Below are 16620 nucleotides of genomic sequence, written 5' to 3'. Positions count from 1 at the left end.
CGCCGACCCCAACCACGCCAACAACCTCGGCAACTATTCCCAACTCCTTTTCGCAACCGGCCGGGATAAAACCGCGATCGCCCTCGTCACGAGGGCACTGCCCCTCGCCGGTACCGACGAGAAGCCTCTCGTCGCGGAGTGCCGCTTCTACCTTTTCGCGCACTCGCCCGAGCACCGGCGCGAGTCTGGTGAGAATCTCCGAGACCTGCTGGCCGCGGGGGTGACGACCGGATCCTGGTCCTTCGAACCCAACCTGGAGCGCCTCCGCCGGGAGAAGGACCCGCGCTACGACCTGGTGCGAGACGTGGCCGACGCTCTCCGTTCGGGTGACACTCGCACACTCGAGGCCCGGGGCGAGTGGTACGCCCTCTGAACTCCGGACAGGCCCCGAAGCACGACCCCGACCATATCCACAGAACACCTCGGCCGCGCAGCCTCTCCACACGCCGTCGTCACGCGCTCGAAGCAAGTGAGTCTTTGGTCCCGCGTTTCGGCGCCCGGCGGGGGCCCGTGCCCGTAGGATGGCGCGGAACACGGCGCGCCAACCGGACGCCCCCACGGGACGTTCGTCCGCACGCCGACGCAGCACCACGAGAGGGGACCGGCAGTGTCGAGGGACAGCGGTGTCGCGGGCTTCGGGGCCAACGAGTGGATGGTGGAGGAGATGCGCGACGCCTGGCGCTCCGACCCCGCTTCGGTCAGCCCCCGGTGGCGCAGCCTCTTCGAAGCCGAAGCGGCGGCCCCGGCCGTGATCGCGGCCGCCGGGCCCGCCGAAAGCCCGGACCCCGAGGACCCGGACCCCGCCCCGCCGTCGGACACCCCACCCCCGCCGGCCGACGCGCAGCCGCCGTCTGACACCGCGCCCCGACCCCGGCCGGCGCAGGACCCGGCGGGCCCGGGCGCGGCGCTCCACCGCCAGGTCCTCTCCATCCAGGACGTCACCCGCTCGGACCTGCCGCCGGCCCCGCCGTCGGGCACCGCCCCGCCCACCTCCCCCTACGCCCAGCGACTGGCCCGCCAGCACCGCCGCAACGGCGGCGCCGGCGAGGACGCCTCCGTCCGCCTCAGGGGCGCCGCCGCGCGCACCGCCAAGAACATGGAGGCCTCGCTGTCCGTCCCCACGGCGACGTCCGCCCGCGCCGTCCCCGCCAAGGTCCTCATCGAGAACCGCGCCATTATCAACGGCCACCTGGCCCACACCCGCGGCGGCAGGGTCTCCTTCACCCACCTCATCGGCTGGGCGGTGGTGGAGTCCCTGTCGGAGATGCCCTCCATGAACGTCTCCTACGCCGTCGACGACGCCGGCGGGCCCGTGCTCCGCGAGCCCGCGCACATCGCCTTCGGCCTGGCCGTCGACGTCCCCGGCCCCGACGGCGAGCGCCGTCTGCTCGTGCCCTCCGTCAAGAGGGCCGACCTCATGGACCTGGCGGGCTTCGTGGCCGCCTGCGAGACCCTTGTGCGCCGGGCGCGCGAGGGCGGGCTCGGCGTCGACGACTTCCGCGGCACCACCGTGACCCTGACCAACCCCGGCATGTTCGGCACCCTCCACTCGGTGCCCCGCCTCATGCCCGGCCAGGGCCTCATCGTCGGCGTGGGGGCCATGGACTACCCGGCCGCCTTCGCCGGCGCCGGCGAGAAGACCCTCGCCCGCCACGGCATCGGCAAGACCCTCACCCTGACCTCCACCTACGACCACCGCGTCATCCAGGGGGCTGCCTCCGGCGAGTTCCTGCGGCTGGTGGAGCGCAAGCTGCTGGGGCTCGACGGGTTCTGGGAGCGGGCCTTCGAGTCCCTGCGCATCCCGCACGAGCCGGTCGTCTGGGCCCGCGACGCCGTCTACGACGCCGACCTGGAGACCGGCAAGCCCGCGCGCGTGGCCGAACTCATCCACGCCTTCCGCCAGCGCGGGCACCTGGCCGCCGACACCGACCCGCTCACCTACCGCCTGCGCCGCCACCCGGACCTGGACATCACCTCCTACGGGCTGAGCCTGTGGGACCTGGACCGCGCATTCCCCACCGGCGGCCTGGGCGGCACCGAGCGCGCCACCCTGCGCGAGATCCTCAACCGCCTGCGCGACGCCTACTGCCGCACCGCCGGCATCGAGTACATGCACATCCAGGACCCCGCCCAGCGCGCCTGGTGGCAGGAGCACCTCGAGGGCGAGCGGCCGGCGATCACCCCCGCCGAGCGCCGTCGGATCCTCACCAAGCTGGAGCAGGCCGAGGCCTTCGAGGCCTTCCTGCAGACCAAGTACGTGGGCCAGAAGCGCTTCAGCCTGGAGGGCGGGGAGTCCCTCATCGTGGCCCTGGACCGGCTGCTGGACGCCGCGGCCCACGACGGCCTGGACGAGGTCGTCATCGGCATGACCCACCGCGGCCGCCTCAACGTGCTGACCAATATCGCCGGCAAGTCCTACGGGCAGGTCTTCGACGAGTTCGACGGCGCCGGCGTCATCGAAGGCGCCAGCACCGGCGACGTCAAGTACCACCTGGGCACCGACGGCGTCTTCACCGGCACCGACGGCGTGTCCACCCGCGTGTCCCTGGCCGCCAACCCCTCCCACCTGGAGACGGTCGACGGCGTCGTCGAGGGGATCGTGCGCGCCAAGCAGGACCGCATCGGCCTGGGTGAGAGGGGCTACACGGTCATGCCGGTGCTCGTGCACGGCGACGCCGCCTTCGCCGGGCAGGGCGTGGTCTACGAGACCCTCAATATGAGCCAGCTGCCCGCCTACCGCACCGGCGGCACCGTGCACATCATCGTCAACAACCAGATCGGCTTCACCACCGGGTCGGCCTCCGCGCGCTCGACCACCTACGCCACCGACCTGGCCAAGGGGCTGCAGGTGCCCATCTTCCACGTCAACGCCGACGACCCCGAGACGGTGGCCCGCACCGCCCGCCTCGCCTACGAGTACCGGGCGGCCTTCCACAAGGACGTCATCATCGACCTCATCTGCTACCGGCGCCGCGGTCACAACGAGGGCGACGACCCGTCGATGACCCAGCCGGTCATGTACCGCCTCATCGACTCCCTGCCCTCGACCCGCGCGGTCTACACCGCCGACCTGGTGGGGCGCGGGGACATCACCGCCGAGGACGCCCGGCGGATCGAGCGCGACTCCCGCGACGAGTTGGAGCGGATCTTCGCCGAGACCCGGGCCGCCCATGCGCGGGCCGCCCGCGCCCACGCCGACCCGCCGCCCTCCAACGACACGATCGACGCCACCGACCCCACCAAGGTCGGCCTGCAGACCACCGGACTGGAGGTGCCCGCCTCCCAGCGCGCCGGCCAGGGCATGATGATCGGCTGGACCAGCGCGGTCTCGCGCCGCGTCGTCGAGCGCATCGGGGACGCGCAGGTCGCCCACCCGCAGGGCTTCACCGTCCACCCCAAGCTGGAGGCCATGCTCGCCGGGCGCCGGCGCGCCACCCGGGAGGGCGGCATCGACTGGGGTCTGGGCGAGCTCATCGCCATCGGCTCCCTGCTCATGGAGGGGGTGCCGGTGCGCCTGGTCGGCGAGGACGCCCGCCGCGCCACCTTCGCCCAGCGCCACGCCGTCCTGCACGACCACGACTCGGGCGCCGAGTGGACACCGCTGGACTTCCTCACCCCGGACCAGGCGCCGCTGAGCGTCTACGACTCCCTGCTCAGCGAGTACGCGGCCCTGGCCTTCGAGTACGGCTACGCCGTCGAGCGCCCCGAGGGACTGACCATGTGGGAGGCCCAGTTCGGCGACTTCGCCAACGGCGCCCAGTGCGTCATCGACGAGTACGTCACCTCCGCCACCCAGAAGTGGGGGCAGCGCTCCGGGCTGGTCATGCTCCTGCCCCACGGCCAGGAGGGCCAGGGACCCGACCACTCCTCGGCGCGCATCGAGCGCTACCTGCTCATGTGCGCGCAGGACAATATGCGGGTGGCCCAGCCCTCCACGCCCGCCAACCACTTCCACCTGCTGCGCGAGCAGGCCTACTCGCGTCCGCGCCGCCCGCTCGTCGTCTTCACGCCCAAGCAGCTGCTGCGCCTCAGGGCCGCCACGAGCGCGGTGGAGGACTTCACCTCCGGGGTCTTCCGGCCGGTCATCGGCGAGACGGACTCGGCCGTCGCCTCCGGCGCGGGCGTGAGCCGGGTGCTGGTGTGCTCCGGGCGCGTCTACTACGACCTGCTGGCCGAGCAGACGGCGCGGAAGGACTTCGCGACGGCCATCGTGCGCCTGGAGCAGCTCTACCCGCTGCCCCTCGACGAGCTGGCCGGGGCCCTGGCCCCCTTCGCCGGGACCGAGGTGCGCTGGGTGCAGGACGAGGCGGCGAACCAGGGAGTGTGGCCCTACCTCGGCCTGCACCTGCCGGAGTCGATGACGGCGTCGGGCCCGGTGCGCCTGGTCTCCCGGCCGGAGGCCGCCGCCCCCGCCGTCGGCAGCATCGGAATGCACCGGGCCGACCAGGCCCGGCTCATCGCCCGGGCCTTCGCCCCGGAGTGAGTCGCGGCCCGGCCCTGGGGCGCCGGGCCGTGGATCTTCTCCCGGGGGCGGTAGCGCGGCGGGCTCAGCCCTCGCGCCACCGCTCGATCGTGGCCAGGAACTCCCGCTCCAGGGCCCGGGCGAGTCGGATGTCGAAGTACTCCAGGGCGGCCGTCAACCGGAATATGGACCGCACGGCGCCGACGTCGACGCTGCGCGCCAAGTCCCTGAGGCGCTCGGGATCCAGCTGGGCCTCCAGGTTCCCGACCGTGGTCCGCGCGCGCCGCTCCACCTCCTCGTCGGACAATTCGGCGGGATCCTGAGCGTAGAGGGCCAGCGACTCGGCGTCGAACCGCGGGTCGGGGTCGTTGAAGAGGATCTCGGCCTCCGGCGGCATCTGGCCCCGATAGCAGGCCAGGTCGACCAGGTCGCGATCATTGCGCACGGTGGCCCGGGTGGCCCCGTCGGGGGCGGCCCTTTCCATGCGATCGAAGAATGCCGCCATGCGAGGGGTCATCGGCGATACCGTCGCCCCGCCGCGGGCCCGCTCCAGCAGGCCGGCGAGCATATCCCGCTGGCGGGTCACCTCGTCCAGGTGCTCTTCGACGGCCTCCAACGCGCCGGCCAGGTCCTCCACGACCGGATTCGCCCTCGTCGCGCCCTCCCCGGTCACCGGGGCCTCCCCGGTCCGCGGCTGCGAGGCCTGCGGGGATTGCGCGGCGAGCGCGCCGCCTCCGCCCCGCCCGCCCTCCGGGTCGAGGCTGGCGGCGCCGTCGGACTCGCCCAGAATGCGCCCGACCGCCTCCAGGGAGAGGCCCGCCCGCACCAGCCAGCGGATCCGCGACAGCCTGGCCACGTGGGCGAGCTCGTAGTCGCGCCATCCCCCGCGTTCGGCCGGCACGGGCAGCAGGCCCAGGGAGTGGTAGTAGCGCACGGTGCGAACCGTGGTCCCGGTCAGTTCGGCGATCTCCGCAACCCGCATGGGGACAGTATGGACGCGCCCCGCGGGCGGGACGCGGGCTGGCCCGGCCACCATCCCCGTCGCCCCGGGCGGGGCGCACCGCCGCACCTCCCCGCGGGCGGGGCGCGGGTCCGGGGCTTCGTCACTCCGCGGACGGCCGGACGCGGTAGCGTCGTGCCCGCACAGGTTCCGGGCGCAGGAGGGCGACGTGGAGGACACGCGGATCCACTTCATCGGTGACGAGCTGATCGCCGGCTACGGCGATGGTCGCGCCCTGGGCTGGACGGGCCGGGTCATGGCCCGCACCCGGGGCGTGGACGCCATCACCTTCATGCTCACCGTCCCGCGGGAGACGACGGCGCAACTGGCCGAGCGCTGGCAGTCCGAGGTGGCACGGCGCTCGCTTCCCGGCGGCATCAACCGTCTCGTCGTCGGGATCGGGACGGCCGACGTCGCCGCCAGGATCTCGCCGGCGCGCAGTCGCCTGTCGGTGGCGAACATCCTCGACAAGGCCGCCGACGAGCACCGCTCCTGCTTCGTGGTGGGCCCTCCCCCGCTGCCGAGCGTGAACCCGGACGCGACGGCGGCGCTATCGCGCGCGGTGGGCGAGGTGTGCGCGCGGCGCGGCATCCCCTTCGTGGACACCTTCGAACCGCTGCGCAATCACGAGCAGTGGATGAACGACGTCACCGCCGCGGGGCGGGACCATCCGGGGCAGGCCGGCTACGGGCTGCTGGCCTGGCTGGTGCTGCACCGCGGCTGGTACGAGTGGCTGGGCGTCGAGCAACCGGACTGATAGTGGCCGGGGTCGGGCGGTGCGGGCAGGCAGCCCGCTCTCCGGCCGTCCCGGGCTCCCAGGCGGTGCGGGCCGCTCCCGCAGCCGCAGGGCCGGGCTGTCCGTGCTGGGACGGGTCCCCTGGTGCGGATCGTTCTCCGGTTGTGCGGGTCTCCTCGGGCCGTTCGGGTGAAGTTGCACATTGGGCGGGGGCGCCCTCGCGGGCCAATTCCGGGTTTTCCTTGCGATTCCGGGGGTCTTGCGAATCGTCGGCTTCCTGGTGATGCTCTCCCATGTGCAAAGAGGGTCGCCCTGCACATGGGAGGATTTCACCGGCGTTGAACGCTGGGATGTTTCCGCATGATTCCGCAGATCTTCCGATGACAGGTCCCGGTCGAATGTGCAACTCCGCTTCAACCAGTCCCCGCTCCGCACACCCGGTCCCAGCCGCGCCGGCCCCGGCACCGCCCGGACGCTCCGCCCCAATCCCGCAGGCCCCGCGCGTTCCGCGCGCCTCAGTAGAACCCGGGTCCTCGCCCCGCGGAACCCGTCCGGGGCGGGCAACACCTACACGGACCCACCGACCCGCCAGAGCCCTCCCCGTGGGACCCGTCCGGGGGCTGACCCCGCCCAGGCCTCTCCCGGGACAGGAACCCTCCCCCGCGGAACCCGTCCGGGGCGGGACATGGCGCTCTGGGAGGATCGTTCCGCCCCGCACCCCACCGCACCGCCGCCAGAACCGCGGAATTACGCGGAAACCGCCGAGCACATCCGGGGTGCCGGCCCGAACGATCCTCCCAGAGCACCAAAACCGGCAACAGTTGCTGTGCCCGGTCGGGCGGACCGCGCCGGTCGCGCCGATCAGGCGACGGTGTAGACGCGGATGTCCGGGTCGGCCTTGAACAGCGGGGTCAGGCCGGGGACGACCTTGGTGGTGAAGAGCTCGCTGCTCAGGTACGCGCTGGCCTGCTCAGCGGTCTCGAAGCCGTGGAGGACCTGGACGCCCTCGTCGCGGACGAGCAGCTCCTTGGTCTTCGCACCGGGAACCGTGTCGAGGAACTCCTGCAGGTAGTCGGAGTAGACCTTGGCGCCGGCGGCGCGGTCGGCCGGGTCGATGGTCATGGTGACCTGAAGGTATGCGGTCATGATGGCTCCTTAACTGTCGGGTGGCGCCCTGCGACGGTGCGCCACTGGCCACACCGTAGGGTCGACGGGGCTGATTCGGTAGAGGGTTCTCCCTAATGTCTGCATCACTCAAAGTTATATTTTGGCCGGCGAGCCGCTCCGAGTGATCATCAATATTCATAGGACGGTGATGCGGGTGCAGGTCGCGGGGTCGCCAGCGGGCTCATGGCGGCGCTCTTCTGCTTGGACCACTTATGTTCCGTTGGACCACCTGGTTCACGAAATACGGTGGTCCAACGGAACATAAGTGGCCCAACCGCATTTAAGTGATTCAAGCAGAGCAGCCGCGCCACGACATACGAGATACCGTCCCACCATGCGGGACGATCGGCAAGCGGAATGAAGTGGAGCGCCGGAACCGCCCCTCGTCGGGCGCGGCCAGCCCCATCACCGCACCGATTCGGGCCCACGAACCCGTCACTCCCGGAAGGTTATTCAGGGGTGGTTTTGAAGACGTGGAGCGTGAAGGTCGTGGTGACGGTCCGGTCGTCGGGACGGTTCCCCGCCCAACCCCGCTCCGCCCCTGCTGGTCGTCTTGCATGGTGGGACGGCGTCTCGCATGTCGTGACGCGGCCGGCTCGCGAGCACGTCACTTAACCCGCGAGATCGTACCTTGACCCGCGAGCACGTCACTTAACCCGCGAGCACGTCTGCCAGAGTGACGTGCTCGCGGGTTAAGTGACGTGCTCGGCGGTTACCCGACGATCTCGCGGACCGCGGCGCCCGACGCCGCCGCGCCCCGGGCGTCGAGATGCGCGTTTCACCCTCGAGAACGACGGTTGGACCACCGTGGTCCAACCGCACATGAATGGTCCAAGTAGAACGCCGCCATGAACCCGCTGAATAACCTTCCCGGTAAGAAAGGCTCAACCGCTTCCGGCAAAACACCGGCTCAGTCGGTTCCGGTGGTCGTCGGGCCGGTTCCGGCGGTTATTCGAGCCGATCTCACTGACAGCCCACTTGATCCCAGTCGTCGTTGAAGTCAACCTCGCGGCGTGGCGACGTCTACTACGCCCCTTTCCCTCTGCTACGCCCCTTCACCCTTCACTGTACGAGAAAAAGGAGCGTAGCAAAGGGAGAAGGAGCGTAGTCGTGGAAAAGGAGCGTAGCGGAGGCGGAGGGGCGCGGTGGTGGGTAGTGGAAAATGGAATCGTGGCGACGAAGGACGAGGCGGAACTCAGGAGGCGAGGAGTTCCACCAGGACTTCGAGTTCACCCGCGATCGGCGACGCGCCGTCCCAGGCCGCCTCGTAGGCGATCGTGATGGCCGCGCCGCGGGCGTCGACCACGGGCCGCACACTCGAATCGACACGGGTCACCTTCGAGCGGGGCAGGAGCGCACTGCCCAGCCCCATCCCCGCCCAGTCCTCGAGCACCCGGTAGCTGGCGGCCTCCCCCGAGTAGGCCCGAAGCGGCAGTCCGCGATCGGCGAGCAGGTCGCGGGTGAAGGTCGTCAGCCCGCAGGTATCGGGGACCAGCCGGGAGGGTGACCTCGAGGGTCACCTCCCGCCGCGTCAGCCCGCAGGTATCGGGGACCAGGAGAAGGGTGCGGCACGCGACATCGTCAATGCGGGCGGCGGCCGCGCGAGCCTCGGCCGGGCTCGCCGGGGCTGCCGTGCGCATTGGATCCGCCGAGCCCGCCGGGGCCGCAGGGCTCGCCGGGCCTGCCGGGTCCGCAGGGCTCGCCGGGTTCGCCGTGCGCATCGAGGTTGCCGGGGCTGCCGTACACATCGGGTCCGCCGAGTTCGCAGGGTCCGCAGGGTCCGCAGGGCTCGTCGGATCCGCCGAGTTCGTCGGGCTCGCAAAGTTCGCGGGGCCCGCCGCATCGCCCGCCCCCGGCTCGACGAGCACGACCGGCTCGCTGCCGATGACGCGATGACGATAACGGGTGAGCGGAAGAACCGCGGGGACGACGATGAGGTCGAGCTCGTCGTCGTCGAGAGCCGTGCACAACTCGGACAGATCGGCCTCGCGCAGGACGAGGGAGCCCCGCCCGCGACCGGGGAGACCCGCGACGGCACTGTGGGCGCGGGCGACGACGTCGGCGCTGATGAGCGGGGAGACGCCGATGCGCACGAGCCGCGGTTCGCCCGCCCGCCAGTGCGGGGCCTCCGCGGTGATGGCGTCGAGCGCGGCCAGGGCGGCGTCGATCCGGGGCAGGATGGTCGCGCCGAAGACGGTGGGGCGGGCGCCGCGCGTATTGCGCTCGAACAGCCGGGCTCCGAGGATCTTCTCCAGGCGGCGGATGGCGTTGGACAGCGCCGGCTGGGTGACGTCGTACTCCCGGGCGGCCGCGCTGAAGGAGCCGGTACGGGCGACCGCCTGGGCGTAGCGCAGGCCCTCGGGGCTGAGTCGATCGTTCACACGCGCAGTCTACGAACCGATTCATCGGAGGCATCGCCCCCGTTCGCCTCACTCGGCCGGCCCCTGCCGGCCCGGCGTCCCCGGGCTGCTCGTCGCGGTGCCGGGGTAGCACGGTGGCCGGCCCCTGCCGGCCCGGCGCCCCCGTCGGCCCCGCGTCTCAGGACCCGGGCGACGTCTGCTCCAGGCGCGCCAGCATGTCGATGATCTGGCCGATGTCCGCGCGCAGGTCGCTCGCCCCGTCCTGCTCGTACCAGGTGCGCAGGACCGCCACGATCCCCCACACGGTCGCCGAGGCCAGGATCCTGGCCCGCAGCAGCGGCATCCGTCGCGAGTCGCTCACGGCCCAAGCGATGACCTCCACCTGTTCGTTGACCAGGACCCACATGGCACCCTGGATCGAGGGGTGCTCGAAGCACCAGCGGGTGCGCACCCAGGAGGGTCCGGCATCCTTGACGAAGTGGTCCGGCCACAGCTCGTCCAGCACCCGGGTCAGCACGTGCGCCAGGTCGCCGTCGCGCTGGAGGTAGTAGACGAGCAGTTCAAGGACGCGGTCGTCGTACTCGTCGTGGACGACCAGTCCCTCCTTGGTCCCGAAGTAGCGGTAGACCGTGGACGGTGAGACCTCGGCGGCGTCGGCGACCTGCTCGATGCTCACCGCGTCGAAGCCGTGCCGCTCGAACAGGTCGAGGGCGGCGGCCTGGATGCGGTGCATCGTCGCCGCCTTCTTGCGCTCGCGCAGGCCCGGCCGCGGCGCGCGGGCGGCGTTCGCGGCGCTGTCGGCGGCGTCATGCTCCGGGGCGTCGGCACCGGAGCGCCTGGAGGGGACGGACACGGGGCTCTCCTGGGGCGTCGTCGGCTCTTGACAGCCCCACCCTAACAAGTAGAGTCACTCTCATGAGCAAGTCACTATCAAATTGTGTCGTCGAGGCGCGGTCACTCGTCAAGCGCTTCGGCGCCGTCACCGCCCTGGACGGACTGGACCTGTCCGTCCGCACCGGTGAGATCCACGGCTTCCTGGGCCCCAACGGCGCCGGCAAGTCGACCACGATCCGCGCACTGCTCGGCCAGCTCCGGCTCAACTCGGGCACGGTCGCGGTCTTCGGGCAGGACGCCTGGCGCCGCGCCATCGACATCCATGCCCGCCTGGCCTACGTGCCCGGAGACACCATGCTGTGGCCCAATCTCACCGGCGGCCAGTGCGTCGACCTGCTCGGCGGCTTCCACGGCACTATGAACCGGGCCCGCCGCGACGAGCTCGTCGAGCGCTTCGAGCTCGACCCCACCCGGCGCTTCCGCACCTACTCCAAGGGCAACCGCCAGAAGGTCGCACTCGTGGCGGCCCTGGCCTGCGACGTCGAGCTGCTCGTCCTGGACGAGCCCACCTCCGGGCTCGACCCCCTCATGGAGGCGGTCTTCCAGGCCGTCGTCACCGAGCGCGCAGCCGCCGGAACCTCCGTCCTGCTCTCCAGCCACATCCTGGCCGAGGTCGAAACCCTGTGCGACCGGCTCACGGTGGTGCGCGCCGGGCGGGCCGTCTTCACCGGGTCGTTGGCGCAGCTGCGCTCCAGCGCCGCCACCGCCGTCGACGTCGTCACCCCCGCCGCCGTGCCCGGGCTGGAGCGCATGGACGGCGTCAGCCGCCTGCACTGCCGGGCCGAACCGCGGGGCCGCCGCACCACGCTGCTGGCCGAGGCCGCCGCGCTGCCCGCGGTCCTCAGCGCGATCGCAGCGGCCCGACCGCTGCAGGTCGCCGTGCGCCCCCCGAGCCTCGAGCAGCTCTTCCTGGACCAGTACACCGGGCAGGAGGCCGACGACGGCGGTGAGCCGCGATGACGCGGTCCGCGCACCGTCGCAGCCGCCCGCTGGCGGGCCTGGGGAGGATGACGGTCCTGGGGCTGCGCACCTCATGGCGCGGCCCGGCGCTGGTCGCGGTCATCTGCATCGCCCTGGTGGTGGCCATCGCCGTCGGCGTCGAGGGGCTCTACCCCACCCGAGCCCAGCGCGTCGAGTACGCCGCGACCGCGGGCGCCTCGGGCATCTCCAACGCCTTCAACGGCCGCGGTTACGCGCTGGACACCCTCGGGGGGATCACCGGCGTCGAGGTCGGATTCATGGGGCAGATCCTCTTCCCGATCCTGGGCGTGGTGACGGCCATCGGACTGACCAGGCGTCAGGAGGAGGCCGGACGCACCGAGCTGCTCACCGCATCGCGCGTGGGACGGCCGGCCCCGCTGGCCGCCGCCGCCCTGCTGCTGGTCCTGACCTGCGCCGTCACGGCGGCGGGGCTGACGGCCTCCATGGCGGCGACCGGCCTGCCCGTGGTCGGCTCGGCCTGGTACGCGGTCGGCGTGGGCGCGTGCGTCCTGTTCTTCGCCGCCGTCGGCCTGCTCCTGGGCGAGCTGTGCCAGCAGGCGCGCACCGCCCAGCAACTCGGCCTGGGCGCGGTCAGCGTGGTCTACCTCACCCGCTTCGTCATCGACGCCATGGGGTGGGACGCCGCGTGGGCGAGCCCGCTGGGGTGGCTGCCGGAGGTGCGCGCCTTCGACTCGCCGCGGGCGTGGCCCCTGGTGGCCTACTGCCTCGCCTCCGCGGCGCTGCTGGCCGTGGCCGCGGCGGTGGCCGCGCGCCGCGACGCTGGCGCGGGCGTCATCGCCCCGCGGCCCGGACCGGCGCGCGGCTCGGCGCGCGCGGCCGCCCCCTGGGTGCTGGCGCTGCGACTGGAGCGCACGGTCACGGGAACCTGTCTCACGCTCGTGTGCCTGTGGGCGCTGCTCATCGGACTGTTCAGTCAGGAGATGACCGAGATCATCGCCGCCAACCCCTCGATGCTGGCCGGCATGGGACTCGAGCGCGCGTCTGACCTGGTGGTGCAGCTGGCCGCCATCATCATGATCGTCGGCAGTACCAGTGCGGCGGTGCAGGGCGCCGCGCACCTGGCCGCCGAGGAGTCCTCGGGCCGCCTGGGGCTGGTGCTGTCCACCCGGCTCGGGCGGTCCCGGTTCTGGCTGGGCTGGTGGGCCGCGACGCTGCTGTCCGCGGCCTGCGTCCTCTGCCTGTCCGCATCGGTACTGGGGGTGAGCATCTGGGGCGTGGCCGACCGGTCCGTGCCGGTCACCTCGGTCCTGGAGGTCGGCTGGGCCTACCTGCCGCCCGTGGTGCTCATCGGCGCCCTGCAGGCGCTGCTGGCGTCCCTCGGCCCCCGCTGGTGCGCGCTCGGATGGGTGCCGGTGGCGTGGACGGCGGTCGTCGGCTTCCTGGCGGAGGCTCTGCACCTGCCCGAGTGGGCCCGTGACATCTCGCCTGCGCACATGGTGGGCAGCCTGCCCGTGGACGACCCGGACCCGCAGGTGATCGCCGGGCAGTGCGCGGCGGCCGCGGCGCTGCTGGCGCTGTCCCTCCTGGTGTTCTCGCGGCGCAGTCTGCGGGCCGGGTGAGCGATCCGCTCATCGTGCCGGCACGACGCCGGACGGCCGACCACCGCACAGGGCGGCCGCCCGTCTCAGGCGTTGGGGCGCTTGCCGTGGTTGGCCTTGTTCTTGGCGCGTGCACGACGCTTACGACCGCGCTTGCTCATAACTGCCTCCTCGTGTCCGAACCGCCCCACGAGGGGGCATGCAACGTGGGTCATCCTCGCACACGGGCGAAGGCCGCTTCCAGCCGACCGCCCGTTGCGCGGGTCACGCCCCGCGCGGGCGAGCGGGCGACCCGGGACTACCGGCACGGCCGACGCCGACGGCGCTCGCCGCCGCGCCCTCAGCCCCGAGTGTAGCGGATCACGCCGCTGCGCACCGTCATCGTGCCCCCGGCCGTGGTCACCGAGGCCGTGGACCGCATGACCGACAGCCGCCCCAGCACCCGGGCGCGCAACTCGGGCGGCGCCTGCTCGGCGCAGCGCGAGCGCAGGATCTCGCGCAGGTGGGTCTCGGCGTCGGCGATGCGCGAGCAGTGCTCGCAGGAGGCGACGTGGGCCTCCAGGCGCGAGCGCAGGTCCCCGTCGCACTCGTGATCGAGGAAGGCCTCCAGGTGGGCGCGGGCCTCGGAGCAGGAGCAGCCCTCATCCATCGGCGCACCCATCACTTCTTCTCCTCGTCCGTGGCGTAGCCCAGCTGGCGGGCGTGGTCGGCCAGCAGCTCGCGCAACTGGCGGCGCCCCCGGTGCAGCCGCGACATGACCGTGCCGATGGGGGTGTCCATGATCTCGGCGATCTCCTTGTAGGAGAAGCCCTCGACGTCGGCCAGGTAGACGGCCAGGCGCCGGTCCTCGCTCAGCTCTCCGAGGGCCGCCTTGATCTCCTCGTCCGGGAGCAGATCCAGGGCGAGGTGCTCCGCGCTGGGCAGGCCCACCGAGTCGTGGGAGGCGGCGCGGTGCAACTGCCAGTCCTCGACGGCGTCGGCGTCGGACTGGAGCGGCTCGCGCTGCTTCTTGCGGTAGGAGTTGATGAACGTGTTCGTCAGGATCCGGTACAGCCAGGCCTTGAGGTTCGTGCCCGGACGGTACTGGTGGAAGGACGCGTAGGCCTTGGCGTAGGCGTCCTGGACGAGGTCCTCGGCGTCCGCCGGGTTGCGGGTCATGCGCAGGGCGGCGCCGTAGAGCTGATCGAGGTAGGGCAGGGCGTCCGCCTCGAAACGGGCCGAGCGCTCCCCCTCCGTCTCCCCGGCGGGGCTGCGGTCGATCTCCGCGCCGGCCTCGTCGGCCTCGCCGTCGGGGTCGATGATCTCGGCGAGATCGCTCTCGCCGCGGGCGTTGCGGGGCTGATCGGTCCTTGTGGGGGTGTCGGGGTACGTCATCGGCCATGAGCCTAGCCGGTGCCCCGGCCCGGCCGCCCCGACTCTCCGGGGCCCGGCCGGGGAACGGAGCGGGCCCGGCCCGGAGGGCGGGCCGGAGCTCATGGGGGTCATAACCGCACGGGCCGACGTCGGAGACTGCATGCACGTCATCATCAGGCCCTGTAACCGCGGCGGGCGGCGTCTTGTTCCCCGCTGGCCGGGCGCGCCGCCCGCCCGATTCCGCCGCCCGCCCCGCGCTCGCCCGCCCCGGCCGGGGCCCGTCCGCCGGGCGCCGCCCCGACCGGGGCCCGCTGGCGCGCTCTGGTAGACTGCCAGCGGGTTCTCGTCGTCCTCCCGCATCCCCCCGTCTCCCGAGTCCCAGGAGCTCACATGCCCGCCTCCCCCGAACCCCAGCGACGTCTCGGAAGCGCCTACATCCTCGACGAGGTGATCGGCTCCGGCGTCCAGGGCACGGTGTGGAAGGGGCGCAAGGAGGACTCCGACCAGCCCCTGGCCTTCAAGATCCTGCGCCGCGACCTCACCTCCGAGCCCGGCGTGGTGGACGCCTTCCTCAGGGAGCGCGAGACCCTGAGGAGGATCACGAGTCCGAACGTCATCGAGGTGCACGACATCGTCGCCGAGAACGGCACGCTCGGACTCGTCATGGACTACGTCGACGGCGGGGACCTCGACGATCTCATCCGGTCCCGCGGCGCCCTCGAACCGGCGATGATCGCCTACCTGGGCGCCAATATAGCGGCGGGCGTCGGGGCGGTGCACGCCGCGGGCGTGGTGCACGGGGACATCAAGCCCGCCAACATCCTCATCGACTCGTCCACAACCCCGGGGACGCCGAAGATAGCGGACTTCGGCATCGCGAGAATCTGCGACTCGACGGCGGCGACCCGCACGGCGGTGGGAATGGGGACGCTCGTGTACATGGCCCCGGAGGCCGGCGCCGGAGTCCCCCCGTCCCCGGCCAAGGACGTCTACGCCCTGGGGATCGTCCTGTATCAGCTCGCCTGCGGGGTGCCGCCCTTCGTCGGCAGCCCCGCCTACCTCGTCAAGATGCACTCCCAGATGGCCCCCGGGCGCCCCGCGGGGATCCCGGATCCGCTGTGGGACCTCATCAGCAGAATGCTGGACAAGGATCCCGCCAAGCGCCCCTCGGTCCTCGAGGTCTACCAGACACTGGCCCCCCTGACGACGGCGCTGGCGGGGCGGCCCGCGGCCCCGACGCTCACCGAGCCGCCCGCGGCCTCTCCCCTGCCCGACCGGGAGGGCGCCCAGACCGTGATCGCCCCGCTGAACGCGCCGGGCGCCCCCGCACCGGCGGGCGGCCGGCCGAGCATCCAGCTGAGCGTCCAGCCGCCCGCGCCGTCGGACACGACCGCCACGGGCCCCGTGCCGCCACCGGCGGACCCCGCCCCGCCGCGGCAGGAGCGAGGGCGGGGACGACGGCCCGCGCTCGCGGCGCTGCTGCTGGTCCTGGCGCTGGTGATCGGCGTGGTCGGCGGGGGCGCGGGCGTCTACCACCTGCTGGGGACCCGGGACGGCGCGACCTCGACGACGTCGAAGACGCCCCGGAGACACGCGGATCCGTCCGCCGAGGAGGGCGCGCAGGCCGGTCGGGACGAGACCTCCCGGGAGGAGGCCGCCGGGGACAGGGCCTCCCGGGGCGCGGTCGACTCGGCGGCGGGGAGCAGGGCGGCGCAGACGGCGGCCGGCGGCCTCATCCAGTCGCTCGTCATGGCCGACGAGGTGGACGTCTGGAACCGGACGAGCCTGCAGGCGCGCCAGCAGCTGGAGGGCGTCGCCCCGGTCACCGGGTACCAGAGCGCGCGCGAGTACATCGTCCGCAGCGCCTCGGCCTCCTACTCCGTCGACAATTGCGCCCCCGACGCCGCGGCCGCCGGCTCGGGGGACGAGGAGGGCCGATTCTCCTGCCAGGTGAGGTTCTCCTGCCAGAGCGGTTCCTGTCCGACGGCGGTGCTCGTGTTCGAGCCCGGAGCGGAACCGGCCCGGATCGATTCGATCAGTTTCCAGTAGCCCGCGAGCGCAGGCCCGGGAACAGCCTCCCCGCTCCCCGGCCGTCGCTCCCCGACTCC

Annotated in this window: 14 protein-coding genes; 7 read left to right on the top strand and 7 right to left on the bottom strand. The window is 72.4% G+C overall.

The annotated features are described in order from the left end of the window. Positions 1 to 373: hypothetical protein (locus tag G446_RS20335; RefSeq protein ID WP_026409908.1), on the top strand; the 373-nt coding region annotated here is incomplete at its 5' end. A 279-nt stretch (positions 374 to 652) separates the two neighbouring features. Beyond that, positions 653 to 4483: a multifunctional oxoglutarate decarboxylase/oxoglutarate dehydrogenase thiamine pyrophosphate-binding subunit/dihydrolipoyllysine-residue succinyltransferase subunit gene (locus tag G446_RS0109045; protein WP_051285872.1), complete on the top strand. Its 3831-nt coding sequence runs from the start codon at positions 653 to 655 to the stop codon at positions 4481 to 4483. A 64-nt stretch (positions 4484 to 4547) separates the two neighbouring features. Here G446_RS0109045 and G446_RS0109040 read toward each other — a convergent pair whose 3' ends face one another. Beyond that, on the bottom strand, positions 4548 to 5444 hold the full coding sequence (locus G446_RS0109040; RefSeq protein ID WP_026409906.1) for a MerR family transcriptional regulator: 897 nt from the start codon (positions 5442 to 5444) through the stop codon (positions 4548 to 4550). A gap of 187 nt (positions 5445 to 5631) precedes the next feature. Between G446_RS0109040 and G446_RS0109035 the strand changes: the two genes are divergently transcribed. After that, positions 5632 to 6219 (top strand): GDSL-type esterase/lipase family protein, encoded by a 588-nt coding sequence (locus G446_RS0109035; RefSeq protein ID WP_026409905.1) that lies wholly within the window; start codon positions 5632 to 5634, stop codon positions 6217 to 6219. Between the two features lie 840 nt (positions 6220 to 7059). Here the strand turns inward: G446_RS0109035 and G446_RS0109030 are convergent. Continuing rightward, positions 7060 to 7344, bottom strand: a complete 285-nt coding sequence (locus G446_RS0109030; RefSeq protein ID WP_026409904.1) for a hypothetical protein — start codon at positions 7342 to 7344, stop codon at positions 7060 to 7062. Positions 7345 to 8213: 869 nt separating this feature from the next. Between G446_RS0109030 and G446_RS19980 the strand changes: the two genes are divergently transcribed. After that, positions 8214 to 8363, top strand: coding sequence for a hypothetical protein (locus tag G446_RS19980; protein ID WP_156916599.1), 150 nt, complete (start codon positions 8214 to 8216; stop codon positions 8361 to 8363). A 231-nt stretch (positions 8364 to 8594) separates the two neighbouring features. On the opposite strand, the gene G446_RS19320 is transcribed toward G446_RS19980, so the two are convergent. Both G446_RS19320 and G446_RS0109010 read right to left on the bottom strand, forming a co-directional pair. Next, positions 8595 to 9746 (bottom strand): LysR family transcriptional regulator, encoded by a 1152-nt coding sequence (locus G446_RS19320; RefSeq protein WP_084779121.1) that lies wholly within the window; start codon positions 9744 to 9746, stop codon positions 8595 to 8597. 157 nt (positions 9747 to 9903) lie between these two features. Continuing rightward, positions 9904 to 10578 (bottom strand): TetR/AcrR family transcriptional regulator, encoded by a 675-nt coding sequence (locus G446_RS0109010; RefSeq protein WP_026409901.1) that lies wholly within the window; start codon positions 10576 to 10578, stop codon positions 9904 to 9906. 62 nt (positions 10579 to 10640) lie between these two features. On the opposite strand from G446_RS0109010, the gene G446_RS0109005 reads away from it, so the two are divergent. Continuing rightward, positions 10641 to 11579, top strand: coding sequence for an ABC transporter ATP-binding protein (locus tag G446_RS0109005; RefSeq protein WP_026409900.1), 939 nt, complete (start codon positions 10641 to 10643; stop codon positions 11577 to 11579). After that, positions 11576 to 13180, top strand: coding sequence for an ABC transporter permease (locus tag G446_RS0109000; RefSeq protein ID WP_026409899.1), 1605 nt, complete (start codon positions 11576 to 11578; stop codon positions 13178 to 13180). The genes G446_RS0109005 and G446_RS0109000 overlap by 4 nt, the downstream gene beginning before the upstream one ends. A gap of 65 nt (positions 13181 to 13245) precedes the next feature. Here the strand turns inward: G446_RS0109000 and G446_RS21535 are convergent, their stop codons facing one another. The 3 genes from G446_RS21535 to G446_RS0108990 form a co-directional block, all read right to left on the bottom strand. Beyond that, positions 13246 to 13320, bottom strand: a complete 75-nt coding sequence (locus G446_RS21535; protein ID WP_390884266.1) for a 50S ribosomal protein bL37 — start codon at positions 13318 to 13320, stop codon at positions 13246 to 13248. 179 nt (positions 13321 to 13499) lie between these two features. Beyond that, entirely contained in the window at positions 13500 to 13820 is a 321-nt protein-coding gene (gene rsrA, locus G446_RS0108995) for a mycothiol system anti-sigma-R factor (protein ID WP_026409898.1), read from the bottom strand. After that, entirely contained in the window at positions 13820 to 14533 is a 714-nt protein-coding gene (locus G446_RS0108990) for a sigma-70 family RNA polymerase sigma factor (protein ID WP_034469893.1), read from the bottom strand. The genes rsrA and G446_RS0108990 overlap by 1 nt, the downstream gene beginning before the upstream one ends. 369 nt (positions 14534 to 14902) lie before the next feature. Here G446_RS0108990 and G446_RS18795 point away from each other — a divergent pair, with 369 nt between their 5' ends. Then, on the top strand, positions 14903 to 16561 hold the full coding sequence (locus tag G446_RS18795; RefSeq protein WP_051285858.1) for a serine/threonine-protein kinase: 1659 nt from the start codon (positions 14903 to 14905) through the stop codon (positions 16559 to 16561). The last annotated feature ends 59 nt before the right edge of the window (positions 16562 to 16620 follow it).

Origin of the sequence: Actinomyces dentalis DSM 19115 (assembly GCF_000429225.1) — a bacterium.
GTDB lineage: Bacteria > Actinomycetota > Actinomycetes > Actinomycetales > Actinomycetaceae > Actinomyces > Actinomyces dentalis.
This window is presented reverse-complemented; position numbering and strand designations above follow the sequence as displayed.